We start from the raw sequence: 26,614 nt of genomic DNA, 5'->3' as shown, positions 1-26,614 counted from the left end.
AGCATCTACTGTTTTGTGATTTTTCAATACTTCTTTTACGCAACGAAGTTTAAAATCGTAACTATACTTGACTTTTCTACCCATAAATATACTCTCAAATAGTGTCTAACTTTTTGGGGGCAGTTCATTTTTCAGGAGGATTCTTTACAGGATATAATCGAGGACTGGGATTTCAAGCAAATTTAACAGCTCATAAACCTCTAGAATCTTCGAATGTTGATATCCGTTTTGGTATTGGTTATACAAGTTTAAACCCAGGAAATTCATCTGATGCTAGAAGAATATTTATAAATAATGCCACTAATGGAGTTCCTAAAGAAAAAGGAAAATCATTTGATTATAGGATAGATGTTTTGGTGCCTGCTTCAATTTTTAATTTTGAAGAATCGTATTTTATATTTGGACCCAGATATTCAAGTTTTAGGGCAAATTTTAAATATATAGGAGGTAATGAAGATTTTGATGTAACCTCTAAACAATTTGGATTGGGGATTGGTGCGGAGAGTCATTTTAAAATGAATGCTAAATTAGATTTTGTTTTAACAACTGGTTTAGATTATTATTTAAATGCAACATTAAATGGTCATGACACTTCTTATAGTGTGGATAATGATAATGTGAATCCAAGAAATGATAATCAAAATGGAAATGTATCTTTTAATTATAAGGATGCAGATAAAAGTATCAATCAACCTCAATTGATGCCTCGTTTTTTGATTGGGTTTAATTATAAACTCTAACTTTTTTAAGTTCTTTTATAAATTTCTTTAAGTCATCAATTTCTACATGGTCCATAATAATAACTTTATACCATTTATTTATGCCTTCATGATTTTGAGGAACTAAACCATAATTTTCGGCTAGTTTTTCGGTGACAAATTCGGATTTTAGAGTTATAATATTCATAAAAGGGTCTCTAAAAAATTCTATATCTAAAGCTTCTAATTGTTTTTCAAACCATTCTGTTCTTAATAATAGAGTGCTAATTTTTTCAAACCAACCATAATATCCATAGCTAAATAAAATCATCCAAACCGCAATTGCATTTGCTCCAGAGCGACTTCCAACCAAAGTTAAATCCATACCGTCAACATATTGCGCCTCTTTTGTTAATACATTCTCAATTAGTCCTTTTCGGCATAAAAACACACCTGTTCCGTAAGGGGCTTGTAACATCTTATGCGCATCAATAGTAATTGAAGAAACATGTGGGTTTTTAAAATTAATAGTTGATTTTTTATTTGAAATGGGATAAATAAACCCTCCAAAAGCACCATCCACATGAATTTTAAAAGGAACATTGTATTTGGATAAAATTTCAGCATATAAATCTGGATCATCTACAGAACCAAACATAGTGGTTGCCATATTTGAGATTACCATAAAATATTTTTTCCCTTCAGTTATAAGGTTTTTAATAATTTTCTCTAGTTCAGGTTTAATAATTTGTCTTGAATTAAAATCTACCGGTATGCTTACATTGTCTACACTTAATATATTAGATCCTTTATTTACAGAGTAATGAGTGTCTTCAGAAGATAAAATTGCCATTTCTTGCAAAGTAGCACCATATTCTTTTTTGTATAAATTTCTGTAAATCCACAATGCCTGTATATTTGACTCCGTTCCGCCAGTTGCTATATAACCATCGTAACTGTTTTTTTCTGCTTTAAAAATATCCACAGCTAATACTCTAATAACTTCTTTTTCTAACTTTTGAGAGCCTTTAAAAGCAGACTCGCTTTTCCCTAAGGTATGACAGCCAATATTATTTGGATTTGCTATAAAAGATTTTAATAATGGTGAATCATTCAAAAAGGGTCCATTTGTATTAAAAACATTCTCGTCTAAATTAGATACAGGATATCCTAAATATTTACTATTTTGAAAATCTACTGTAGATTTTAAGGCTTTATCTATTCTATTAATAAGTTTTTCTTTAGAATATTTTTTCCAATATTTCATTTTAATAAGGATTGAGAATTATTTTAATTTTATAGCTCATTATTTTTGAGAGCGGCACAAAATTAAAGATATAAACCACGTAACGTTTTATTAATTATAGATTTTTGTGGATAAACTAAAAACTATCTAAAAAGTAGTACTTTTATTCCCTTATTTAGAAAATTATTTTTTTTGGAACTAGAAATTCAAATCAAAACACTGCCAACGCAACCTGGAGTTTATCAATATTTTGATAAAAACGGGACAATCCTGTATATAGGAAAGGCAAAGAACTTAAAAAAAAGAGTAGCTTCTTATTTTAATAAAACGCACGATTATGGTAAAACCAATGTTCTTGTAAAGAAGATTGCAGATATTAAACACATAGTTGTAAATACTGAAACCGATGCGTTATTATTAGAAAATAATTTAATTAAAAAGTATCAGCCAAGGTATAATGTAATGCTTAAGGATGATAAAACCTATCCTTGGATTTGTATTAAAAATGAGCGTTTTCCTAGAATATTCTTAACTAGAAATGTAATTAAAGACGGTTCGGAATATTTTGGGCCATATACTTCTGTTAGAACTGCCAGGGCATTGTTAGATTTGATAAAAGAATTATATCAACTACGTTCTTGCAATTATTTTTTAAGTGAGAATAATATTAATGAGGGAAAGTATAAGGTGTGTCTTGATTTTCATATAGGAAATTGTAAAGGCGCATGTGAAGGACTTGAAAGGGAGGATGATTATAATAATAATATTACAGCAATTAGAAATATTATTAAAGGAAATTTTAAAGAATCAATAAAGTCTTTTCATAATTTAATGATGTGTTTTGCTGATAAAATGGAGTTTGAAGAGGCTCAAAAAATTAAAGAAAAAATAGATTTATTAGCCAATTACCAAGCAAAATCAACAGTTGTAAACCCATCAATTACTAATGTAGATGTGTTTTCTATTATTTCTGATGAAAGTTTTAGCTATGTAAATTTTTTCAAAATATCGAATGGAGCCATAATACAATCACATACAACTGAAATTAAGAAAAAATTAAATGAAACAGATAAGCACCTTTTGGAGCTTTTTATAGTTGAAATTAGACAACGATTTAATTCCCAATCTAATGAAATATATGTTCCATTTAAAGTTGATTTAGGCGAAAAAATAAAGGTAACTGTCCCCAAACTTGGAGATAAAAGAAGAATTGTTGAATTAAGTATTAGAAATGCTAAATATTTTAGACAAGAACAATTTAAACAAATAAAAATTGTTGATCCAGATCGTCATGTAAATCGGTTAATGGCTCAAATGAAAAAAGATTTAAGGTTAAGTGAAGAACCAAGACATGTAGAGTGTTTTGATAATTCAAACATTCAAGGAACACACCCGGTTGCAGCTTGTGTTGTGTTTAAAAATGGAAAGCCCAGTAAAAAAGATTATAGGAATTTTAATATAAAATCTGTAGAAGGTCCAGATGATTTTGCATCTATGGAAGAAGTTGTTTTTAGACGTTATAAGCGCTTATTAGAAGAAGACCTTCCATTACCTCAATTAATTGTTATTGATGGCGGAAAAGGTCAATTATCATCAGCATTAAAGAGTTTAGATGTGTTGGGGTTAAGAAATAAAATTGCAATAATAGGTATCGCTAAAAGATTAGAAGAAATTTATTATCCAGAAGATCCAATACCGTTGTACTTAGATAAAAAGTCTGAAAGTTTAAAAATTATCCAGCAATTAAGAAACGAGGCACATAGATTTGGTATTACGCATCATAGAAATAAAAGAAGTAAAAGCGCATTAGAAAATGAGCTTGAACAAATATCTGGGATAGGTAAGCAAACTGTTGTATCTTTATTAAGGAAATTTAAATCAGCAAAAAGAGTTTCATTAACTCCTTTTAAAGAATTAGAACAAGTTATTGGTTCAAACAGAGCGAAAATAATTTATGACCATTACAAAAATAAAAAAAATCAATGAAAAATAGTTTACTGCTAATTTTTTTACTTTCATTAACAGTTGTTTTTTCTCAAGAGGATATTAGCAAAAAAGACCTAAAGGTTGGAGTGGTTTTAAGTGGAGGAGGAGCAAAAGGGTTTGTGCATATTTCTGTTTTAAGAGAATTAGAAAAAGCAGGAGTTCGTGTAGATTTTATTGGAGGAACAAGTATGGGGGCTATTGTTGGAGCGTTATATGCTTCAGGGTATAATGCGAATCAGTTAGATTCTATTGTTAAAACCATAGATTTTTCAGAAACAATTTCTAACGGTTTGCCACGTAAATTTAAACCATATTATGAAAAAGAAAGTGGGGAGAAATATGCCTTACTTCTTCCTGTAGTAAACCGAAAAGTTGGAATTCCTTCAGCTTTAACTCAGGGGCAAAATGTAATGAATTTATTAACCAGATTAACCCAACATGTTAATAATATTGAAGATTTTAATGAGTTGCCAATTCCATTTTTATGTATTGGAACAGATTTAGAATCTGGAAAACAAAAGGTATTTAGAAAGGGTTTTTTACCTGAAGTTGTAAAAGCAAGTGGATCATTTCCTACGCTATTAGCTCCTGTGGAAATTGATGGTAGACTTTATTCAGATGGAGGAATTGTGAATAATTTTCCTGTAGAAGAAGTTAAAGCAATGGGTGCTGATATTATTATTGGAGTTGATATTCAAGATGGTTTGAAAGATAAATCAGAATTAAATTCTGCCCCAACAATTATTAATCAAATTGTTGGTTTTCAGATGTATAAAACCATAGAGGAGAAAAGAAAAACTGTAGATGTACTTATAAGGCCAAACCTACGGGATTACAATGTAATTTCTTTTAATGATATAGATCAAATCATGAAAATTGGAGATGAAGAAGTAAAAAAATATATTAATAAGTTTAAAGAAATTGCAGCAGAGCAAATAATAAAGCCAAAGAAGAAAATTAATTTTCATAAGGTTCAAAAATTTCACATAAAAAAAATAGAACTTGAAGGAAATGAAAATTATACAAGAGCTTATATTTTAGGTAATTTAAATATAAAAAAAAGAGATACTACAAGTTATAATGCATTAATTTCAAGTGTAAATAATTTATTTGGCACAGGTAATTTTACAAACGTACAATATAAAATTAAAAGTGAAGCTGATGGAGCTACAATTGCTTTAAAAGTAAAAGAAAACCCCATTTTTAACTATTTTCAACTTGGAGCACACTTTGATGATATATATAAAACTGGAATTATTATAAATGGTTTAACCAAACATTTATTGGTTAAGAATGATATATTATCAACCGATTTTATTTTAGGAGACAATATTAGATATAATTTACATTATTTTATAGATAATGGGTTTTATACCAGTTTTGGAATAAAATCTAGATATAATAGTTTTAATACTGATGTGAATTTTGATGAGGGTAACGTAAATAAAATTGATTTGGTTTATGAAGATTTTTCAAATGAAATATATTTCCAAACTGTATTTAATAGAAAATTTGCAATAGGAGTAGGAGGAGAATATAAACATTTAAAAGCTTTAACAGAGACTATTTCATCTATTGAAAACGAGGTTGTTGCCAATGGTGCTAATAAATTATATTTTGATAATTCTGATTATTTAAGTTTAATTGCATATTTAAAAATAGATACTTTTGATAAAAAGTATTTTCAAAAGAAAGGAGTCTTTTTAAATGTAGGCTTAAAATGGTATTTAGCCTCATCTGATTATAACCATAATTTCAATTCATTTTCACAATTAACAGGAAGGTTGGGATTGGCTCATACCTTCTATAATAAATTAACTTTTCATTTTAATTCTGAGGCTGGAATAACAATAGGAGAAAATGAAAATAGGATATTAGATTATAATGTAGGAGGTTATGGTGAAAATTTTATTAATACTTTTATCCCGTTTATTGGATATGAATTTGCAGAATTAAGTGCCAATGCATTTTTAAAATCTGGATTAACAATGAGATATGAGTTTTTACCTAAAAATTACTTTTCAGCAACTGCGAATTTTTCTAGAGTAGATCAAGATTTATTTAATGAAGGAAGAATATTTGAGAATACGTATTCTGGATATATGGTAGGTTATGGGTTAGATACTTTTTTAGGACCTATTGAAATTAATTACAGCTGGTCTCCAGATCATTCCCAAAAGAGTTGGTATTTTAATGTTGGGTATTGGTTTTAAAAAAAAGCCCTGCAAAAAGCAGGACTTTTGTAGATATTGTGTGTGCCTTATTTAATTAATTCACCAGTATTATTGGTGAATTCAAAATTTAAATATTGAAAAGCATCTCTTGGTAAAATTTTAATCCACTTTTTGTGTTTAGTAAACCATCTATGTTGTATTGATGGAATACCTTTTTTTAAGTAAGCAGCAATAAAAGGATGTACATTAAGTATAATCTTTTTATGCCCTTTCAAATTAATAAGTTTTTCTAGTTCAGCTTCAATTTTAGTTATTATAACTATTGGAGCTTCAACTTCAGATTCACCATTCCCACTTGGGTTTGGTTCTTTAGTTTTAATTACTAATTCAGGTCTTACTCTTTGTCTTGTAATTTGTACTAAGCCAAATTTAGTTGGAGGTAATATTTTATGCTTTGTTCTATCAAATGCCATTTCATTTCTTAGATGATCATAAAGTTTTTGTCTATGTTCAGCTGTGTGCATGTCAATAAAATCTACTACAATTATTCCTCCCATATCTCGTAATTGTAATTGTCTAGCAATTTCTGTTGCTGCAATTAAATTTACCTCTAACGCTGTGTCAGCTTGTGACATGGCTTTATTGGAGCGGTTTCCGCTATTTACATCAATTACATGAAGTGCTTCTGTATGCTCAATTACTAAATATGCTCCCTTACTCATTGAAACCGTTTTTCCAAATGATGTTTTTATTTGGCGTTCAATACCAAATTTCTCAAAAATTGGAACTTTAGATTTATATAAGGATACAATAGATTCTTTGTCAGGATCAATTTCTTCAAGATATTCTTTAGTCTCTAAATACATTGTTTCGTCATTTGTAACTATGCTTGTAAAGGAATCATTAAAAATATCTCTTAAAATTGAAGAAGCTCTGTTTAATTCACTTAATACTTTTACTGGGGTTTGTTGTGTCTTAGAATTTCTAATTTTCTTGCACATAACTACCCATCTTTCTAAAGAGTTTTGTAAATCTTTATCTAGTTCCGCTACTTTTTTATTTTCGGCAACGGTTCTAATAATAACTCCAAAACCTTTAGGTTTAATACTTTTTATTAGACGTTTTAATCTTTCTTTTTCGTCTGAATCCATTATTTTTTGAGAAACGGAAACTCTATCGGAAAAAGGAACCAAAACTAAATATCTACCAGCAATTGAAAGTTCGGAACTCATACGAGGACCTTTGGTAGAAATTGGTTCTTTTACAATTTGGACTAATAAGTTTTGACCTGTTTTTAATACATCAGCTATACTTCCATTTTTATCAATGTCTTTTTCTAGTTGAAAGTTTTTTAAAGTGTAATCTTTAATTTTACCTGTGCTTATTCCCTTAATAAATTTGTTTAAAGAGAGTAACTGTGCTCCTAAATCATGATAATGTAGAAAACCGTCTTTTTCGTAACCTACGTTAACAAACGAGGCGTTTAAACCGGATAATACTTTACCTATTTTGGCTAAAAAAACGTCTCCAACTGAAAATTTATTTCCGTTGCTTTCATTATTTAAAGCAGTTAATCTTCCATCTTTTAATAAGGCAAAATCAATATCAGAGGAATTTGATCTTATAATTAATTCTGTTTTCACTCTGAATTGTTTTATGTTCAATATACGTTTATACAACACGTACACTTGAACGATTTATAATAAGTTTTTCAGGAATTTTACCCAACAATATTTGCGATTTCGCAAATATTTATTTCAATGAACTTTGTGTATTCAAAGAAAAAGTAAGCTTAGCTTACTTTTTCTTTTTGTGTCTGTTTGCTCTTGCTCTTTTTTTACGTTTGTGAGTAGAGATTTTAGCTCTTTTTCTTTTTTTACCACTTGGCATAATAAAATGTTGTTATGTTAATAATTTCTTTTGATTTAAGCTACTTCAACGTTGCTTTTAACGCCTTCTACAAATATTTTTGCAGGTTTAAATGCAGGAATGTTGTGTGCAGGTATTTTAATTGTTGTATTTTTTGAAATGTTTCTACCTGTTTTTTCAGCTCTAGTTTTAATGATAAAACTTCCAAAACCTCTTAAGTAAACATTATCTCCTTTTTCTAAAGAATTTTTTACCTCGTCCATAAACGCTTCAACAGTTGCTAAAACATCTGCTTTCTCGATTCCAGATTTATCTGAAATATTCGATACGATTTCTGCTTTCGTCATTTTTAATATAGTTATAAATGTTATTATAAAATTAAGACGGCAAATATAGGATATATAAATCAATATCAAAAAGTTAATTCATTAAAATTTAATCAATTAAAACATGTATTATTGCATTTCTTAAATAAAGTGATGAATTTTTCTAACCGGTTAGTATTGTGGTATTTACAAAATAAAAGAAGTTTGCCATGGAGAACAACTAATAATCCTTATTACATATGGTTGTCAGAAATTATATTACAACAGACAAGAGTAGACCAAGGAACGGCGTATTATTTAAAGTTTGTTAAGCATTTTTCTACCGTTCAATTATTGGCAAATTCTTCCGAAGAACAAGTTTTAAAGCTTTGGCAAGGTTTGGGTTATTACTCCAGAGCACGGAATTTGCATTATTCTGCTAAATATATTGTAGAAGAGTTAGATGGTGTTTTTCCAGACACCTATAATAACCTTATTAAACTTAAAGGTGTAGGTGATTATACAGCCTCAGCAATTGCATCAATTTGTTTTAATGAAGCAACGGCTGTTGTTGATGGGAACGTTTATAGAGTTTTATCGCGTTATTTTGGAATTAGTACACCTATAAATTCAACAAAAGGAATAAAAGAGTTTAAAAGTTTAGCGCAAGAACTAATAAATAGTAAGGATCCGGGAACACACAACCAGGCTATAATGGAGTTTGGAGCTACAATGTGTAAACCCCAAAACCCAGATTGTAATATTTGCCCGCTTAATAATAGTTGTGAGGCATTAAGTAAAGGAATAATTAAAGATTTGCCGGTTAAGGAAAAGAAAATTAAAATTAGAAAGCGATTTTTTAATTATTTGGTAATTCACGCTCCTGATAATTTAACTAAAATGGAGAAGCGTAATAGTGGTATTTGGTTAAACATGTATGAATTTCCTCTTGTAGAATCTGAAAAACCAATAGATGAAAAGGAATTAATCAATACCGAAAGATTTAATGATATTTTTGGAAAAAGTAATGTGAATTTGAAACTTTATAAAAATAACCCAAAGACTCATAAATTATCTCATCAACATATTTATACTAAATTTTGGATTATTAATGTAGATTCAAATATTAAATTTGATCTATCTTGGGATGCTATAAAAAAATTACCTGTACCAGTTTTGATTGATAATTTTTTAAACGATTATAAATTCAACTAATTTTTAGTATTTTTGACTATTAAATTTATAAAAAATGGCTGGAACAGTAAATAAGGTAATTCTAATAGGACATTTAGGTGATGAGTTAAAAATGCATTATTTTGAAGGTGGTAACTCTATTGGGCGTTTTCCTTTGGCTACTAATGAAACTTACACTAATAAACAAACCGGAGAGAAAGTTACAACTACAGAATGGCACAATATTGTAGTAAGAAATAAATTGGCTGAAATTTGTGAAAAATATTTACATAAAGGCGATAAAGTTTATTGTGAAGGGAGAATTAAAACAAGACAGTGGGATGGTGAAGATGGAACAAAAAGATATACTACTGAGATTCATGTTGTGGATATGACTTTTTTATCTACAAAAAGTGAGTTAAATGCTCCGGCTCAAAATACAGCGGTAAAACCTGAAACTCCTAAAAAGGATGTTTCAGTAAACGAGGCTGGTGAAGATGATGATTTACCATTTTAAGTTTAATTAAATTAGAAGTAATTGGATCCTGAACCCACATTTTTATTAATTAATATTTTTAATAGTATAGATTTATGGCTAATAATGAGCATAATCATACTTTTTTTATTGTTAATACTTTCAGCTTTAATTTCTGGAGCAGAAGTTGCTTTTTTTTCACTCTCAAAAGAAAAAATTACCGAAGTAGCGCAGTCTAATTTTGGGAAACATAAAATTGTTGTAGAATTATTACAAGCTCCTCAAAGGCTTTTAGCTACTATATTAATATCAAATAATTTTATAAATATTTTAATTGTTTTAATCTTTGCTTATATAGGAGAACATTTATTTAGTCACATTTCATCAACATTATTAAAATTTTTAATAGAAGTTGTACTTGTTACTTTTTTAATTTTGCTTTTTGGAGAGGTTTTACCAAAGGTATATGCAACAAGAAACTCTTTGAAATTTGCAACATTTATGGCCTTTCCGTTAAAAATATTAGGAAAGCTTTTAATTGTTTTAAGCGCTCCTTTAATGAGTTTAACCAATGTTATTGAGAATAGACTAGGACAGCGACAATCTAGTTTGTCTGTTGAAAAATTGTCTCAAGCTTTAGAATTAACTTCAAATGAAGCTACAACTAAAGATGAGCAAAAGATTTTAGAAGGAATTGTGAATTTTGGAAATACAGAAACAGGTCAGATTATGACTCCAAGAATTGATGTTTTTGCCATTTCTAATATTGAAGAATATGATAAAGTACTTTCAAGAATAATTAATAAAGGGTTTTCAAGAAATCCTGTTTATAGTGAAAATACCGATGATATAATAGGTGTTTTATATGCAAAAGATTTATTGCCTCATTTAAATAAGACCAATTTTAAATGGCAAACGCTTATTAGAGAGCCGTATTTTGTGCCTGAAAATAAAAAATTGGACGATTTACTTAAAGAATTTCAAGAAAAGAAAAATCATTTAGCGATAGTTGTAGATGAGTACGGTGGTACTAGTGGTATAATAACTCTAGAAGATGTTATTGAAGAAATAGTTGGAGATATAAATGATGAATTTGATGAGGATGATATTTCTTACTCTAAATTAGATGCTAATAATTATGTTTTTGAAGGCAAAACAAATCTTAAAGATTTTTATAAAATTATAGAAATTCAGAATTCAGAATTATTTGATAATAATAAAGGCGAATCTGAAACTATTGCGGGTTTTATTTTAGAGATTTGCGGGAAATTTCCAAAGAAAAATGAGCTTATAAAATTTGGAAATTATTCGTTTAAGATTGAATCTATGGATAAAAAAAGAATTAAGCGAATAAAGGTTACAATACACCGAGAATTATAAGATTATAAGATGAAAAATTTAATTGTAATTTTAATTGGAACTTTTTTAATTTATTCTTGTACTAGTGATGCACTCCCTAAGCCCAAACCTTTTTTAAAATTAAAATATCCGGTTTCAACATATTCTAAAATAGATAGTAACTGCCCATATGTTTTTGAACATTCAAGTGAAGCTGAAATAAGTTTTAAGTCTAATTGTTGGGCAATTATTAAATACCCCAAATTAAAGGGAAGTATATATATTACTTATAGAAAAGTTTCTAATAATTTAAATGAAATCTTAAAAGAAGTTGAGAAACTTACATATGAACATACAATAAAAGCTGACGCGATTACTAATGCTCTTCCTTATGAAAATAATGAAAAAAGAGTATTCGCTAAAATATTTAATGTAGAAGGGAATGTGGCCTCTAATGTTCAGTTTGTGGCTACAGATAGTTTAAAGCATGTGTTGGCTGGATCACTTTATTTTTACGCAAAACCAAATTATGATTCAATTCTACCTGCAGTAAAATACATAGAGAAAGATTTAATTCATTTGGTAGAAACTTTAGAATGGAAATAAAAATGAAAACAGATTATAAATATTCAAAACTTATTAGAAACTGGTTAATTCTTGGTTTATTAATGCTAATTGGTCAAGTTGTTTTAGGAGGAATAACAAGGTTAACAGGCTCAGGTCTTTCAATTACTAGGTGGGATGTGATAACAGGTGTAATTCCGCCATTAAGTGCTCAAGAATGGAGTGATGCATTTGATTTATATAAGCAAACGCCTCAATTTCATAAATTAAATTCAGCATTTAATTTAGGGGATTTTAAGTTTATTTATTTTTGGGAGTATTTTCATAGACTTTGGGTAAGATCTTTAGGGTTTATATTTTTAATTCCTTTTATAATATTTCTTTTAAAGAGAAAAATTGATTTTTATTTGGTGAAACGTTTAATAATTGTAGTGCTTTTAACAATTTTAACTGCTTCGGCAGGTTGGATTATGGTACAAAGTGGCTTGGTTAATAGACCATGGGTAAATGCATATAAGCTTACAATTCATTTTATGTTGGCATTACTGGTAGTTGCTGCTATGGTAAAAACGGTTGCCGATGTTTATAATTTTGGAGGAAGTAAATCTTATAAATTAAGAAGTGTTGTTACGTTTATAATTGGTGTAACTTTTATTCAAATGATATTTGCCGGATTAATGTCTGGTATGAAAGCAGGTTTATATTACCCTAGTTGGCCAGATATGAATGGTGAATTAATGCCAGCTGTATTGTTAAATAAAGAGAATTGGACTTGGGCAAATATGGTTAATTATGATAGTTATTTATTTGCTCCAGCATTTATTCAGTTTACGCATCGAATTCTTGCCTATTTATTGGTTTTTTTAACGTTCTATATGTTTTTCGATTTAAGAAAAAAAATAAAAGTTCAGCCAAAAAAATGGCTAAATATGTCTTTGTTTTTAGTAATTGTACAGGTTGTATTGGGGATTTTAACAGTATTAAATGTTGAAGGTAAAATACCCTTATTTTTAGGTGTTAGTCACCAGTTAGTAGGTTTGTTGTACTTTATGAGTTTATTGTTCTTATCTTATAGTTTAAGGAAGAATATTGTATAAATAGTTAAAGATAGAATATTATAAAAAAAAACTCCAATTTTTCAATTGGAGTTTTTTATGTTTTAAAGACTAATTATTAATGTTTTGTAACATCTTTAATAGCGTCAGTACCTTTTTTAACTTCTGTTTTAACTTTATCTGCTCCTTCTTTCATAGCATCAGCACCATCTTTAACTCCTTTTTTAACAGCATCAGTTCCGTCTTTTAATACTTCTCCAGCAGCATCAGCTCCATCTTTTAATGCTTTTTCAGCAGCATTAGCACCTTCTTTTACATTACTAGAAATAGAGTCAATTACTTTTTCAGCACCTTCCTTAACTCCTTCAATAGTTTCTGCTCCTTTTTTAGTAGCTGCTTCAGTTGTGTTTTTAACATTTTCTACTCCGGTAGATACAGCGTCTTTTAATTCTTTCTTTTCAGATTCTTTACAAGAAATAGCGATAATGCTAATTAATGCAATTGCAATTAGTAATTTGATTGTTTTCATATTAGATTGATTTTTATTATTTTAACAAAGAAACAAAAAAATGTTAAATATTTCTTAAAAAAAATCAATTCATTAATTTTCAGGACTTTTAAGTATGATTTTATCTAGTTCAATAGTCTTTGAAACCGAATATAAATCACCACCTGCTATATTTTTAATCTTTTCCGATATGTCATTAGAGCTTAATTTGTTTAAATCAAAAGTAAAAACACCTTTTTTAGATTCAAAATCTACTTTTGTATATGTTACACCATCTACTTTAGAAAGTTTAGATTGAATTAAACGAGCACAACCAATTTCGCAAGTCATACCTTCAATATCAACCTCAATACTTTTTAAGTTTTCAGCTACTTCAGAAGTTGCTGTTGAATTGTTTCCGTTTACATTTGCTTTTTTTGAATCTTTACAAGAAACAAAGGCAATAGAGAAGATTAAAATAAAGAAAATATTTTTCATAAGAGTTTAAATAAATTATACTCAGCGAATTTATAAATAATAAGTTTAATTTCGAATTTTTAACCGATTTTTGCATTTTATTAAGAAAATGGAGCATAAAAATTTACGTTGGGTATTTTTGTTCACCTTAGCTATTATCTGGGGGAGTTCTTTTATTTTAATGAAATATGCTTTGGTGAGTCTGTCGCCTATTCAAGTTGGGGCTATTCGTATACTAATTACAGCAATATTTTTATTGATTATAGGTTTTAAAAAAATATTAACAATAAAACGAAGACATTGGTACTATTTAGCGCTAAATGGATTTATTGGAACTTTTTTTCCTGTTTTTTTGTTTGCCTACGCTATAGATAAAATAGATAGTTCCATTGCTTCAATATTAAATTCTTTTACGCCTCTTAATACTTTAATATTTGGAGCGTTATTTTTTGGGTTTGGTTTTAAAAAACGTCAACTCATAGGTGTTTTTGTGGGGCTTATTGGTACTGTTATGCTTATATTAAAAGGAGCAGAGATAAATCCAAGCCATGATTATTTTTATGCTAGTTTTATAATAATAGCCACCGTAGGTTATGCCTTTAATGTAAATATTTTAAAAAAGTATTTACATGATTTAGATGCTTTAAGTATTACTGTAGGGAATTTTTTATTAATGCTTATTCCAGCATTTTTGGTATTGTGGTTTACAGACTTTTTTATAACATTTAAATCTACACCAGAAAATTTAGAAGGAATTATGTATCTAACCATTCTGGCAATTATTGGAACCGGATTGGCTAAAATTATGTACAATAGGTTAATTCAAATATCTACGCCAATATTCTCGTCTTCAGTAACATATATAATTCCAATTGTGGCAATTACTTGGGGTGTGTTTGATGGTGAAAAAATTACACTGTTGCAAGTTTTATCTGGGTTTGTGATTCTTTTAGGAGTATATATTGTTAATAAAGCTAAATAAATTAAAAGTTTTTATGTTATTTTATTTTGAAATATTTTAAGCACTAATTACCCTAAAATAGTTTAAATTTTTAATACATTATTTAAATTGTAATAGATTAATAATGAGTAATTTCTATTATTGATTTTTGTTTTGTTAAATAGTAAAAAAAACTTTATATTTGCACCCGCCTTAATTGAAAAGGTAATTAATTAATAATAAAGCGAATAAAAACTATACGTATGTATGCAATTGTAGAAATAGCAGGGCAGCAGTTTAAAGTAGCAAAAGACCAAAAGGTTTATGTACACCGTTTACAAGGAGAAGAAGAAGCAAAAGTTTCTTTTGATAAAGTTCTTCTTTTAGATAATGAAGGTACTGTATCTATTGGCGCCCCAGCTATCGAAGGAGCCGAAGTAACGGCAAAAATTTTACGTCACTTACAAGGTGATAAATTAATCGTTTTCAAAAAGAAACGTAGAAAAGGATTCAGAAAAAAGAATGGTCATCGCCAAGCTTTAACTGAAATTCAAATTGAAGGAATTGTTGCAAATGGAGCTAAAAAAGCTACTCCAAAAGCGAAAGCTGTTGAAGAGCCAAAAGCAAAAGCAAAAGCAAAAAAATCTTCTAAAGGAGATGATTTAAAGAAAATTGAAGGAGTTGGACCAAAAGCTGCTGAAGCAATGGTTAACGCAGGGATTGATACTTTTGCAAAAGTAGCAAAAGCTGATCCTAAAAAATTAGCGGAAATCTTAACAGAAGCAAGTTCAAGATTAGCACATTTAGTAACTGATACTTGGCCAAAACAGGCTGATTTAGCTGCTAATGGTAAGTGGGATGAATTAAAAGAATTACAAGATAGATTAGACGGAGGCGTTGAAAAATAAATCTGTAAAGTTTAACTTATAAAAACTTAGTAAAATGGCACATAAAAAAGGAGTAGGTAGTTCGAAGAATGGTAGAGAATCAGAATCGAAACGACTAGGAGTAAAAATATTTGGTGGTCAAGCTGCAATTGCAGGGAACATTATTATCCGTCAAAGAGGAACTCAACACCACCCTGGTGAAAACGTATATATGGGAAAAGATCATACATTACACGCTAAAGTTGATGGTTTGGTAAAATTCCAAAAGAAAAGAAATAATAGATCGTATGTTTCTATTGAGCCTTTCGAAGCTTAAGATATACGCTATTTAAAATTTAAACTCCCTTACTGAAAAGTATGGGAGTTTTTTTATGCTTATTTTGTACATTTGCTTACTTATGTATTACCTATACAATATTGTTGTTTATATAGTTGGTCTTATCCTAAAATTAATTGTTCCTTTTAATAAAAAAATTGAACTTTTTGTAAATGGTAGGAAAGAATCTTTTTTAAAATTATCATCTAAAATATCTAAAAAAGACCAAGTAATTTGGATTCACAGTGCTTCTTTAGGAGAATTTGAGCAAGGACGTCCTATTGTTGAAAAGCTTCGGGAAATTTATCCTTCAAAAAAAATAGTTGTAACTTTTTTTTCTCCTTCAGGCTATGAAATAAGAAAAGATTATAACGGAGCAGATGTTGTTTGTTACCTTCCGCTAGATTCAATTTACAATGCTAAAAAATTTATGAATATTGTGCAGCCAGAATTAGCAATATTTGTTAAATATGAGTTTTGGCCAAATTTTTTAAATGAGTTAAAAAAGAGAGAAGTTAAAACAATATTGGTTTCTGGGATTTTTAGAGAAAGCCAAGCATTTTTTAAATGGTATGGTGGTTGGATGCGGAAATCTTTACAAACTTTTTCACATTTTTTTGTGCAAGAACCTGCCTCAAAAAAACTTTTGAATACAGCCGGATTTAAAAATGTAACAGTTAGTGGAGATACTCGTTTTGATAGAGTTTCAGAAATTTTAAAACAAGATAATAACTTAGCGTATATATCTAAATTTAAAAACAATTGTTATACTCTGGTTGCGGGAAGTACTTGGAAGGAAGATGAAGATTTGTTGGTTAATTACATTAATAATGAAGCTTCAGAAAAAGAAAAATTTATAATTGCTCCACATAATATAAAAACGGAAGATATTACGCATTTAAAAAACTCAATTAAAAAAACTGTTGTACTATTTTCAGAAAAGGATAATTCAGATTTAAAGAATGTTCAAGTTTTTATAGTAGATACAATAGGAATTTTAACAAAAATATACAGTTATGCAGATGTTGCTTATATTGGTGGAGGTTATACAAAATCTGGTGTTCATAATGTTTTAGAACCTGCAACATTTGGTATTCCTATAGTAATTGGACCTAATTATAGTAAATTTAATGAAGTAGTTGAGCTAGTTGATAATGAAGCTTGTTTTGTAGTTGATAATTCTAAAAAAATTACCGTACTTTTAAAAGAGTTTTTTCAGGAAGATGAAAAGAGAAAAAAAGCAGGTAGACGAGCGGGAGATTATGTGAAAAGTAAAATAGGTGCTACCAATACACTACTAAAATATTTAAGATGATTAGAGAAAAACTAGAGGAGTTTTATTCGTTTGTATTTGAAAAGGAATTATTAGATGAAATTGAGCAAGTAGGAGTCTATAAAAAATTAAGAGAAAATGAATTACTGGTTGATTTGGGTGATCAAATGAAAGGGGTTCCTTTGTTATTAGATGGTGCAATAAAAATTGTAAGAGAAGATAAAAAAGGTGAAGAAATACTATTATACTTTTTAGAAAGAGGTGATACTTGTGCCAGTTCTTTTGCTAGTGCAATTTCTAATGGAAAATGTGGTATAAGAGCCATTGCCGAAAAAGAATCAGAAATTATTTTTTTACCAAAAGAGAAATTAGATGATTGGTTGGTAAAATATAAATCTTGGAGAAATTTTGTAATTGATAGTTATAATATTCGTCTTAATGAAATGATGGAGACGATTGACACGTTGGCTTTTATGAAAATGGATGAACGTTTGTATAAATATCTTACAGATAAAGCTCAAATACTGCGAGAAACCACTTTAAAAACTACGCATCAAGACATAGCATATGATATGCATACTTCAAGAGTTGTGATTTCAAGATTGTTAAAGCAACTAGAGAATGAGGGTAAAATTAAGTTGAATAGAAATAGAATTGAAATATTACAATTTTAGAGTTTTGTAACATTGGTTACAGTGAATTTCAATTTAAAGAATACTTTGTAGAATAACTAATAAATTTAATTATGGAATTTATAACTCAACCATGGCCCTGGTATGTTGCCGGTCCTATTATTGCGTTTATCATGTTTTTACTTTATTATTTTGGTGAACGTTTTGGCGTTTCATCCAATTTAGAAACATTTTGTACAATAGGAGGTGCTGGAAAATTTATCGATTATTTTAAAATTGATTGGAAAAAGAATACGTGGAATTTAATATTTGTTTTAGGAGCAATATTGGGCGGTTTTATAGCAACGCATTGGTTGTCTTCAAGCGAAATTGTAGATTTAAATCCTCAAACTGTGCAAGATTTAGCAGCAATTGGAGTTAAAAATGCAGGTGATTCCTATTTGCCTGATGAAATTTTTAGTGTTGATGCAATGTTAAGCTTTAAAGGATTTCTAATACTTATACTTGGTGGAGTACTGGTAGGTTTTGGAGCTAGATGGGCTGGTGGTTGTACTTCTGGTCATGCCATTGTTGGTTTAAGTAATTTAGAGCTTCCTTCTTTAATTTCAGTAATTGGATTTTTTATAGGAGGTCTGATAATGATTTGGTTAATTTTACCTTTAATATTCTAATTATGAAGTATATAAAATTTTTATTTGTAGGGATTATTTTTGGGATAGTAATGACTAAAGCTGAGATAATTTCTTGGTATAGAATTTATGAAATGTTTAAGTTTCAATCATTTCATATGTATGGAGTTATAGGTTCAGCGGTAGTTCTAGGAACGGTTATTATGTTTTTATTTAAAAAAGGAATTGTTAAAACTTTTGACGGGAATCAGATTCTTGTAGCGCCTAAGAAAAAAGGATTTGCTAGAAATTTACTCGGTGGGACTCTTTTCGGTTTAGGTTGGGCATTAGTAGGAGCTTGTCCGGGGCCTATGTTTGTTCTATTAGGAAAGGGCGTAATATCTATATTAGTTGTTGTTTTTGGAGCAACTTTAGGTGCTTTTTTATACGGAGCATTTAAAAATAAATTGCCTCATTAAAAAAGGCTTTTATGATGGTATGTGAAATTGTTCTAAAACTTTTTTCAAATATATTAGAAAAGAAATTAATTGAAGAAATTGGTAGATATGGGATTTTAAAAAATGCTGAACCTGACCAAATATTACTTGAAATAAGAAGAGATGTACAATTTATTCCAATAATCGTTTCTGGAATTGCAAAAGTAATGAGAAGAGACGGTAAAGGAAATGGAATTTTATTGCATTATTTAAAAAAAGCAGAGTTAAGTACCATTGCAATTTCTTATGGTCTTCAAAATAAAAAGAGCGAAATAAGAATTAAGGCAGAAACGAATATTACCTATATTGCAGTTCCTATTAAAATTGTAAGTTTGTGGTTTGATAGTTATGATTTATGGAGAAAATACTATCTGAAAGTAAATCAATTACAAACCTCTTATTTAATTGAAAAGATTAATGATATTGCCTTTGAAGGTTTAGAATTTAGAGTTTTAAAATATATTAAAAATACAAGTTTAATACATAATAGTAAATTAATACCCAGAAAGCACTTTGATATAGCTCGCGATTTAAAAGTTTCAAGAGAGGCAATTTCTAGAACTCTTAAAAATCTCGAAAAAAGTGGAGTAATAACACTTGGTAGAAATAAAATTACCCTAAACAAAAATGGAGTTAACGGATAAGTTTGGTAGAAGAATAAGCTATTTGCGATTAGCAGTTACAGATAGGTGTAACTTGCGCTGCCAATATTGTATGCCTGCTCAGGGAATTAATATTGTTGATAAAAAAGAACTTCTTACATATAAAGAAATGTACCGTTTAACACGTGTGCTTTCTGAATTAGGAGTTAATAAAGTTAGGTTAACTGGTGGAGAGCCATTTGTAAGAAAAGATTTTGTAAAATTTTTAGAATCACTTTCATATAATGATAAATTGGATGAAATTAATATAACTACAAATGGAGCCTTAATTTCAAACCATATAGATAAACTTGAAGAATTAAAGATAAATTCTATTAATTTAAGTATTGATAGTCTTCAAAGAGAAAAATTTGCTCAAATTACAAGAAGAGATGTTTTTGTAAATGTTTATGATACTTTTGAAAAGCTAGATAAGAGTAATCTTAATTTAAAATTAAATGTAGTAATTCAATCTGGATTTAATACCGATGAAATTATTGATTTTATTGAGTTTACAAAGGATAAAAATATTGTAGTTCGTTTTATTGAAGAAATGCCTTTTAATGGAAAAGGACAGCGACAGATAGACGAAGAGTGGAATTATTCTAAAATCATTGATCATATTAAGAATCATTATCAAGAAATAGAAACATTACAATCTAAAAAATCTTCAACTTCAAAAAACTTCAAAATACCAAATTATAAAGGTAGTTTTGGAATAATACCTGCTTTTACAAGAACTATTTGTAATGATTGTAATAGAATTAGAATTACAGCTACAGGAATGTTTAAAAACTGTTTGTTTGATGGAGGCGTGTTTAATGTGAGAGATTTTATAAGAGAAGGAGCAAGTGATGATGATTTAAAAGCATTGTTTATTAAAACGGTTCATAAAAAGCCAGAAAACGGATTTGTTGCTGAAAAAAATAGGGGAAATGATGTTTCAGAAAGCATGTCTACAATAGGAGGGTGAAACCGATTAGCAATTGATAATTAAAAATTATTACCAGAGTCAACGTTCGTTAACCTAATCTTGTTTTAGGTTCTCATTAATAATAGTAGAAGCATTTATAAATGTTGAATATTATTTATCAAAACTATTAAAGTAATTAAAAATGTTATTCTTGCAAAGGCAGGAATCTTATGTTATGAATTTAACAACAGTAAAAGAAGCAGTTTCAATAATTTTAAATAAAACAGAAGATTTTGGGATTGAAGAAGTGAATTTTCTAGAATCTAACGGAAGAGTATTAAAAGAGGTTATAAAAGCAGATAGAGATTTTCCTCCTTTCAACCGAGTTAGTATGGATGGAATAGCCTTTAATTCTGATTCTTTTAATAAAGGCCAGCGATCTTTTAAGATTGAAGGTGTTCAAGGAGCAGGGAGTCCGCAATTAACGTTAAAAGACACTGCTAATTGTATAGAAGCAATGACAGGAGCTGTACTTCCTTTAAATACCAATGCAGTGATTCAATATGAATTACTTACAATTAAAAATGGTGTTGCAACAATAAATTTAGAAGAAGTCAGAGATTTTCAAAATATTCATAAAAAAGGACTAGATAGAAAAGTTAATGATGTTTTAATTGAACAAAATAAAGTAATTTCTTCAGCCGAAATAGGAGTGCTAGCAACAGTAGGAAAATTAATGGTGAAAGTTGCAAAACAACCTAAAGTAATGATAGTTTCAACTGGAAATGAACTGGTTGAGGTTAATGAAATTCCTGAAGAACATCAAATTAGAAGAAGTAATGTTTATACATTGGTTTCTGTATTAAAAAAATTAAATATTAATGCTGAAAGCACTCATATTTTAGACGATAAAAAGGTTTTAAAAGCAAAAATTGAAGGTTTTTTAAAAGAGTTTGATGTTTTAATTTTTAGCGGTGCTGTTTCAAAAGGTAAATTTGATTTTATTCCTGAAGTTTTAGATGAATTAGGAGTTGAGAAGCAATTTCACAAAGTGAAACAACGCCCTGGTAAACCTTTTTGGTTTGGGAAAAAAGGCCATAAAACAGTTTTTGCATTTCCAGGAAATCCAGTTTCAACATATGTTAGTTGTTTAAAATATTTTTATCCTTGGTTTTATAAATCAATGGGTTTAAATGCTGAAAACAATCAACAAGCTATTTTAAATGAAGATTTTATTTTTAAACCAAGTTTAACTTATTTTTTACAAGTAAAATTAATTCAAAAAGAAGGTAAATTATTAGCAACACCTATATCTGGAAAAGGATCTGGAGATTTGGCAAATTTAGTTGATGCTGATGCTTTTTTGGAATTGCCAGATGATAGAACTAATTTTACAAAAGGAGAAATTTTCCCTTTAATAACCTATAGATAATTTATTGGTTATTGAGTGGAGTAGAAGTGATAATAAAAAGATATAATGTGGTTTTAAATCCGGAAAACCACCAAAACTAAATTTTAGATTTTGAAAGAATTCACACATTTAGGAGATAAAGACCAGCCTAAAATGATAAACGTTGGTGACAAAAAAGTCACTAAACGTAAAGCAACAGCAATAGCTTCAATGTTTTTAGGTTCAGAAATAATTTCACATTTTAATAATGAAGATTTGGTAACCAAAAAAGGTCCAGTTTTTCAAACCGCAATTATTGCTGGAATTCAAGCAGTTAAAAAAACTTCAGAATTAATACCAATGTGCCATCCATTACTTATTAATGGAGTTGATATTGATATTGAAATAGTTGATGATACTCATATAGAAATTTTATGTACAGTTTCAATTGAAGGTAAAACAGGCGTTGAAATGGAAGCTTTAACAGGTGCAAATATAGCTGCATTAACAGTGTATGATATGTGTAAATCTATATCACAAAAAATGGTGATTAAAGAAGTTAAATTATTGAAGAAATCAGGAGGCAAAAGCGACATTAAAAATGAGTAAACATCAAAAACACGCAAAATTTAAATTAAAAGATAATGATAATTTTGCACCAAATGAAATTTCATTAGTTGGAACAAATTGTTCTAATATATCAAACTTGGTTACAAAAGTTTCTGAAAAATTAGAGAATTATAAATTGGCTTATTTTGATGCCTCTCATAGCAAAGATGTACAGGACTTAAAGCTTGATACTTTTACGTTTCACCATAAAGGAACCGCTCAAATTTCAATAAATTCAGAAGTTAATAAATTTAATCAACGGATTCAATTTTCTCAATACGATTACGTGTTTATTAATGGAAATCATTATGAAGGAGCAAAACAAATTTTAATATTGGATAATGAAAAAGAAGCTTCAGTTTTAAAACGTTTGGAACAGTTAAATAATATTCAGTTTGTTATAAAATTAAATGAAGAATCTAACTATTTTAACTTTTTAGAAGAACATAATCCGCAAATTAAAAATTTACAATGTTACTATATTTCTGAAGTTGATAAAATTTCAAAACATATAGATAGTTTAATTCAAGAAAAAATAGCACTTGTTCAAGGGCTGGTATTAGCTGGTGGGAAAAGCACAAGAATGGGAACTGACAAAGGTACTCTAGACTTTTTTGGAAAAAACCAGCGTGATGTTACTATTGACTTATTAGAAAATAATAACTTAAAAACATATTTATCAGTTAGAGAAGAACAAGAAGTTTCTATTGAAAATAAAATAACCGATAAGTTTCTTGGATTGGGACCGTTTGGAGCAATTTGTTCAGCATTTTTATTTAATCCTGATGTTGCTTGGCTTGTAATTGCTACAGATTTACCATTTGTGAATAATGAGGTAATTAAAAAGTTGTTGAAACATAGAAACCCTTCAAAAGTAGCAACTACAATTAAAGGGATAGGTAAACAATTTTCAGAACCTTTAATTACAATTTGGGAACCTAAAAGTTATAAGATTCTGTTGAATTATTTAGCGCAGGGATATTCCTGTCCTCGAAAAATATTAATAAATTCTGATGTGGAAATTGTTGAAATAGACGATAGTTTTATTAGAAATATTAATACACCAGAAGAGTTTAAAAAAGCACATAAAGAAATAAACGGTTAATATATTTTATAAAGCAAACATTAATAAAAACAAAAAAATGAAAAAGAACTATTTATTATTTTTGTTCATGTTGATTGGTATATGTTGTAATAATAATAAATAATGAAGATTTCTAAGACTGAATATTTTAAACGTCAAACTACTTTATCTGAAATAGGAGAAGAAGGACAAGAATTACTTCAAAATTCCAAAGTTTTAGTAATTGGTTGTGGGGGATTAGGAAGTCCAGTTGCAGTTTATTTAGCTGCAAGTGGAATTGGGCATTTACATTTAGTTGATTTTGATACTGTTTCAATTTCTAATTTACACCGACAAGTATTTTATAATGTTAAAGCTATAGAAAAACCAAAAGCAGAAACACTTGCAACTGAAATTTCAAAAAAAGCGCCATTCACAAAAGTTACTTTTACAAATAAAGCTGTTGATAAATCATTTATTTTAGATCTAATTTTAGATTTTGATATTGTTGTTGATGGGACGGATAATTTACATATAAAATATTTAATAAATGACGCTTGCGTTCTTGCTAAAAAGCCACTAGTTTACGGGTCTTTGTATAAGTTTGATGGTTATGTAGCTACTTTTAATGTTTTAAATGAAGATGGAACATACTCGTGTAACTTAAGAGATGCTTTTCCGGAAATTGCTATTGATATACCAAACTGTGAAGAAGCAGGAACAATGAATCCTATTGTTGGAATTATTGCTTTGTTACAAGTAAATGAAGTAATAAAAATTGTAACAAATAAGGGGAAGTTGTTGACTAATCAGTTATTAATATATAATGCTTTGGAGAATTCTCAATTTAAAATGAAATTAAAAAAGAATGAGTCTATTAATTTTGTAGAGATTTTTGAAACCAGCAAATATTCAGCTACTTCTTGTGAAACTCAAGAAAACTCATTATTGATTTCTTCAGAAGAATTAAAAGTGAAATTAACGGATGATGATTTAGAAATAATAAGTGTAATTAATAATAAAAATGAAAAATTACCATTTCAAGTTCAGTCTAAAATGCCAATTATTTCATTTAATGTAGAGGCATTTGAGCCAGATTTCGCTAAAAAATATGTAATTGTTTGTAATAAAGGAATTTCAAGTTACAAGGTTACAAAAGTGTTAAAAAGTAAATATCCAGATTTAAAAATATTCAGTTTAGCTGAAGGAATAGAAAAATATTAAATGCAACAACCATTAGAGTTTTATAAGGATCAAATACATACTTTTGAGAAAAAATCAAAAGAATTAAAAAAGAAATTAGCAGTTTCAAGCCTTATTCGTTTAGCAACTTTTATAGCTATAGTTTTAGGGATTTATGTTTTTTTTGGAAATATTCCATTAATAATTTCAATAATTGGAGTTGGAGTAGTGCTATTTATTTACTTGTTAAGTAAACATGGAAAATTGCAATACAATTTAAATTTAAATAAAGCATTAATTTCAATTAATAAAACCGAATTAAAGGCTTTAAATAGAGATTATTTAGATTTAGATGACGGAAGTGAATTTATAAATCCAAAACACCTATATAGCTACGATATAGATTTATTTGGAAGAGGTTCTTTTTATCAATATTGTAACAGAACTAAAACAGTTGAAGGACGAAATGAATTGGTTGCCGAGTTAACGTCAAACAATATAATTGGAATTGAAGATAAACAATCAGGGATAGATGAATTAAGTAAAATACCTATTTGGCGTCAGAATTTTTCTGCAATAGCTACTTTGGTTAAAGTGGAACATCCTGCAACTGAAATTGTGAATTGGATTTGTAATTATAAGCCCGTTTTTAAAGGTTATTTATCTTATTTGCCAAAGGTATTTTCTTTAATATCTATAGGGTTAATTGTGTTATATGGTTTTCAATTAATACCTGAAGTTTTATTATTGTTATGGCTTTTTATAGGTTTGGGGATTTCAGGAATACAATTGAAAAAAGTGAATGAACTTTACCAAAATACAAGTAATGCAAAAGACACATTTAAACAATATTCAAAATTATTAAATGAAATTGAGAATGCCACTTTTACTTCTGAAATTTTAAATAAAAGACAACAAGAAATTAAAACTGAATCTGAAAAGGCTTCTGCTATTTTTCAAAAATATTCAAAGTTGTTAGATGCTTTAGATCAACGAAACAATGTGGTTATTGCAATTTTCGGGAATGGTTTATTTTTAAGAGATTTACAACAATCTTATAAAATAGAAAAGTGGATTGTACAATATAAAGATAATGTTGAACAGTGGTTTAAAGTTATTTCCTTTTTTGATGCTCAAAATTCTTTGGCTAATTTTAAATTTAATCATCCAAACTATGTGTTTCCAAAAATTAACAATAATAAACAGGTTATTAAAGCTGAAAAACTAGGACATATTTTATTGAAAGAAAACAATAGAATTGATAATGATTTTAATATAGAAAATCAGCAGTTTTTTATTATTACTGGAGCAAATATGGCAGGGAAAAGTACTTTTTTAAGAACTGTTTCTTTATCAATTGTTATGGCTAATATGGGATTGCCTGTTTGTGCTAAAAACTTTCAATACAGCCCTATTAAATTAATAACAAGTATGCGAACTTCTGATTCATTAGCAGATGATGAATCTTATTTCTTTTCAGAATTAAAAAGACTGAAGTTTATTGTTGATGAAATAAAAGAGGATAATTATTTTATAATATTGGATGAAATATTAAAAGGTACAAATAGTACTGATAAAGCTATTGGTTCAAAGAAATTTGTACAGAAATTAGTAGCGTCTAATTCAACAGGTATTATTGCAACGCACGATTTGAGTTTGTGTGAAATTGAACATGAACTTCCACAAATTAAAAACTATTATTTTGATGCTGAAATTATAGATGATGAGCTAAATTTTGATTATCAACTAAAAGACGGGATTTGTAAAAATATGAATGCTTCCTTTCTTTTAAAAAAGATGGAAATAGTTTAACTCG

Annotated in this window: 27 protein-coding genes; 22 read left to right on the top strand and 5 right to left on the bottom strand. The window is 28.5% G+C overall.

Annotation, left to right across the window (positions count from 1 at the left end):
- Nucleotides 1-113: 113 nt before the first annotated feature.
- On the top strand, nt 114-740 hold the full coding sequence (locus DAD81_RS14860) for a hypothetical protein (protein WP_157961149.1): 627 nt from the start codon (nt 114-116) through the stop codon (nt 738-740).
- Here DAD81_RS14860 and DAD81_RS14855 read toward each other — a convergent pair.
- Entirely contained in the window at nt 724-1,965 is a 1,242-nt protein-coding gene (locus tag DAD81_RS14855) for a pyridoxal phosphate-dependent decarboxylase family protein (protein WP_111709062.1), read from the bottom strand. The genes DAD81_RS14860 and DAD81_RS14855 overlap by 17 nt on opposite strands.
- A gap of 171 nt (nt 1,966-2,136) precedes the next feature.
- On the opposite strand from DAD81_RS14855, the gene uvrC reads away from it, so the two are divergent.
- The gene (gene uvrC, locus DAD81_RS14850; RefSeq protein WP_111709061.1) at nt 2,137-3,930 is read left to right on the top strand and encodes an excinuclease ABC subunit UvrC; all 1,794 of its coding nucleotides are present in this window, start codon (nt 2,137-2,139) and stop codon (nt 3,928-3,930) included.
- Nucleotides 3,927-6,143, top strand: coding sequence for a patatin-like phospholipase family protein (locus DAD81_RS14845; protein WP_111709060.1), 2,217 nt, complete (start codon nt 3,927-3,929; stop codon nt 6,141-6,143). Before uvrC ends, DAD81_RS14845 begins: the two co-directional genes overlap by 4 nt.
- Before the next feature lie 47 nt (nt 6,144-6,190).
- Here DAD81_RS14845 and DAD81_RS14840 read toward each other — a convergent pair whose 3' ends face one another.
- Together DAD81_RS14840 and DAD81_RS14835 are read right to left on the bottom strand one after the other, a co-directional pair.
- Nucleotides 6,191-7,747 (bottom strand): Rne/Rng family ribonuclease, encoded by a 1,557-nt coding sequence (locus DAD81_RS14840; protein ID WP_111709059.1) that lies wholly within the window; start codon nt 7,745-7,747, stop codon nt 6,191-6,193.
- Between the two features lie 282 nt (nt 7,748-8,029).
- Nucleotides 8,030-8,320 carry an HU family DNA-binding protein gene (locus DAD81_RS14835; RefSeq protein WP_111709058.1) on the bottom strand — a complete coding sequence of 97 codons (291 nt, stop codon included), beginning with the start codon at nt 8,318-8,320 and terminating at the stop codon, nt 8,030-8,032.
- A gap of 132 nt (nt 8,321-8,452) precedes the next feature.
- Between DAD81_RS14835 and mutY the strand changes: the two genes are divergently transcribed.
- Genes mutY through DAD81_RS14810 form a run of 5 tightly spaced genes read left to right on the top strand, consistent with a single transcriptional unit; the run spans nt 8,453 to nt 12,925 of the window.
- Nucleotides 8,453-9,493, top strand: a complete 1,041-nt coding sequence (gene mutY / locus DAD81_RS14830; RefSeq protein WP_111709057.1) for an A/G-specific adenine glycosylase — start codon at nt 8,453-8,455, stop codon at nt 9,491-9,493.
- A gap of 34 nt (nt 9,494-9,527) precedes the next feature.
- The gene (locus DAD81_RS14825; protein WP_111709056.1) at nt 9,528-9,968 is read left to right on the top strand and encodes a single-stranded DNA-binding protein; all 441 of its coding nucleotides are present in this window, start codon (nt 9,528-9,530) and stop codon (nt 9,966-9,968) included.
- Between the two features lie 21 nt (nt 9,969-9,989).
- Nucleotides 9,990-11,306, top strand: coding sequence for a gliding motility-associated protein GldE (gene gldE / locus DAD81_RS14820; RefSeq protein ID WP_179950061.1), 1,317 nt, complete (start codon nt 9,990-9,992; stop codon nt 11,304-11,306).
- Nucleotides 11,307-11,315: 9 nt separating this feature from the next.
- On the top strand, nt 11,316-11,870 hold the full coding sequence (gldD, locus tag DAD81_RS14815) for a gliding motility lipoprotein GldD (RefSeq protein ID WP_111709055.1): 555 nt from the start codon (nt 11,316-11,318) through the stop codon (nt 11,868-11,870).
- Between the two features lie 2 nt (nt 11,871-11,872).
- Nucleotides 11,873-12,925 (top strand): COX15/CtaA family protein, encoded by a 1,053-nt coding sequence (locus DAD81_RS14810; protein WP_157961148.1) that lies wholly within the window; start codon nt 11,873-11,875, stop codon nt 12,923-12,925.
- 76 nt (nt 12,926-13,001) lie between these two features.
- On the opposite strand, the gene DAD81_RS14805 is transcribed toward DAD81_RS14810, so the two are convergent.
- On the bottom strand, nt 13,002-13,412 hold the full coding sequence (locus tag DAD81_RS14805) for a hypothetical protein (RefSeq protein ID WP_111709053.1): 411 nt from the start codon (nt 13,410-13,412) through the stop codon (nt 13,002-13,004).
- Between the two features lie 72 nt (nt 13,413-13,484).
- Complete coding sequence (locus tag DAD81_RS14800) at nt 13,485-13,868, bottom strand: heavy-metal-associated domain-containing protein (protein ID WP_111709052.1); 384 nt, start codon at nt 13,866-13,868, stop codon at nt 13,485-13,487.
- Between the two features lie 88 nt (nt 13,869-13,956).
- Here DAD81_RS14800 and DAD81_RS14795 point away from each other — a divergent pair, with 88 nt between their 5' ends.
- From DAD81_RS14795 to DAD81_RS14730, 14 genes are all read left to right on the top strand, one after another.
- Nucleotides 13,957-14,829, top strand: coding sequence for a DMT family transporter (locus DAD81_RS14795; RefSeq protein WP_111709051.1), 873 nt, complete (start codon nt 13,957-13,959; stop codon nt 14,827-14,829).
- 221 nt (nt 14,830-15,050) lie between these two features.
- Nucleotides 15,051-15,695 carry a 50S ribosomal protein L21 gene (gene rplU / locus DAD81_RS14790; RefSeq protein ID WP_111709050.1) on the top strand — a complete coding sequence of 215 codons (645 nt, stop codon included), beginning with the start codon at nt 15,051-15,053 and terminating at the stop codon, nt 15,693-15,695.
- A 34-nt stretch (nt 15,696-15,729) separates the two neighbouring features.
- Nucleotides 15,730-15,990 (top strand): 50S ribosomal protein L27, encoded by a 261-nt coding sequence (rpmA, locus tag DAD81_RS14785; RefSeq protein ID WP_111709049.1) that lies wholly within the window; start codon nt 15,730-15,732, stop codon nt 15,988-15,990.
- An 82-nt stretch (nt 15,991-16,072) separates the two neighbouring features.
- Nucleotides 16,073-17,305, top strand: coding sequence for a 3-deoxy-D-manno-octulosonic acid transferase (locus DAD81_RS14780; RefSeq protein ID WP_111709048.1), 1,233 nt, complete (start codon nt 16,073-16,075; stop codon nt 17,303-17,305).
- A complete protein-coding gene (locus DAD81_RS14775) occupies nt 17,302-17,937 on the top strand; it encodes a Crp/Fnr family transcriptional regulator (RefSeq protein WP_111709047.1) in 636 nt (211 codons plus the stop codon). The genes DAD81_RS14780 and DAD81_RS14775 overlap by 4 nt, the downstream gene beginning before the upstream one ends.
- A gap of 71 nt (nt 17,938-18,008) precedes the next feature.
- Complete coding sequence (locus DAD81_RS14770) at nt 18,009-18,566, top strand: YeeE/YedE family protein (RefSeq protein WP_111709046.1); 558 nt, start codon at nt 18,009-18,011, stop codon at nt 18,564-18,566.
- 2 nt (nt 18,567-18,568) lie between these two features.
- Nucleotides 18,569-18,982, top strand: a complete 414-nt coding sequence (locus DAD81_RS14765; RefSeq protein WP_111709081.1) for a DUF6691 family protein — start codon at nt 18,569-18,571, stop codon at nt 18,980-18,982.
- Between the two features lie 11 nt (nt 18,983-18,993).
- A complete protein-coding gene (locus DAD81_RS14760; RefSeq protein WP_111709045.1) occupies nt 18,994-19,644 on the top strand; it encodes a Crp/Fnr family transcriptional regulator in 651 nt (216 codons plus the stop codon).
- On the top strand, nt 19,628-20,614 hold the full coding sequence (moaA, locus tag DAD81_RS14755; protein ID WP_111709044.1) for a GTP 3',8-cyclase MoaA: 987 nt from the start codon (nt 19,628-19,630) through the stop codon (nt 20,612-20,614). Before DAD81_RS14760 ends, moaA begins: the two co-directional genes overlap by 17 nt.
- 175 nt (nt 20,615-20,789) lie before the next feature.
- Complete coding sequence (locus DAD81_RS14750) at nt 20,790-21,986, top strand: molybdopterin molybdotransferase MoeA (protein ID WP_111709080.1); 1,197 nt, start codon at nt 20,790-20,792, stop codon at nt 21,984-21,986.
- Between the two features lie 90 nt (nt 21,987-22,076).
- Entirely contained in the window at nt 22,077-22,553 is a 477-nt protein-coding gene (gene moaC / locus DAD81_RS14745; RefSeq protein WP_111709043.1) for a cyclic pyranopterin monophosphate synthase MoaC, read from the top strand.
- Complete coding sequence (locus DAD81_RS14740) at nt 22,546-23,658, top strand: NTP transferase domain-containing protein (protein ID WP_111709042.1); 1,113 nt, start codon at nt 22,546-22,548, stop codon at nt 23,656-23,658. The genes moaC and DAD81_RS14740 overlap by 8 nt, the downstream gene beginning before the upstream one ends.
- 102 nt (nt 23,659-23,760) lie before the next feature.
- Nucleotides 23,761-24,840, top strand: a complete 1,080-nt coding sequence (locus DAD81_RS14735; protein WP_111709041.1) for a HesA/MoeB/ThiF family protein — start codon at nt 23,761-23,763, stop codon at nt 24,838-24,840.
- The gene (locus tag DAD81_RS14730) at nt 24,841-26,610 is read left to right on the top strand and encodes a MutS-related protein (RefSeq protein ID WP_111709040.1); all 1,770 of its coding nucleotides are present in this window, start codon (nt 24,841-24,843) and stop codon (nt 26,608-26,610) included.
- The last annotated feature ends 4 nt before the right edge of the window (nt 26,611-26,614 follow it).

Source organism: Lutibacter citreus, assembly GCF_003260195.1.
In the GTDB taxonomy this organism is placed as follows: domain Bacteria; phylum Bacteroidota; class Bacteroidia; order Flavobacteriales; family Flavobacteriaceae; genus Lutibacter; species Lutibacter citreus.
Note: the sequence above shows the minus strand (reverse complement) of the source record. Positions and strands in the feature narration are given on the sequence as shown.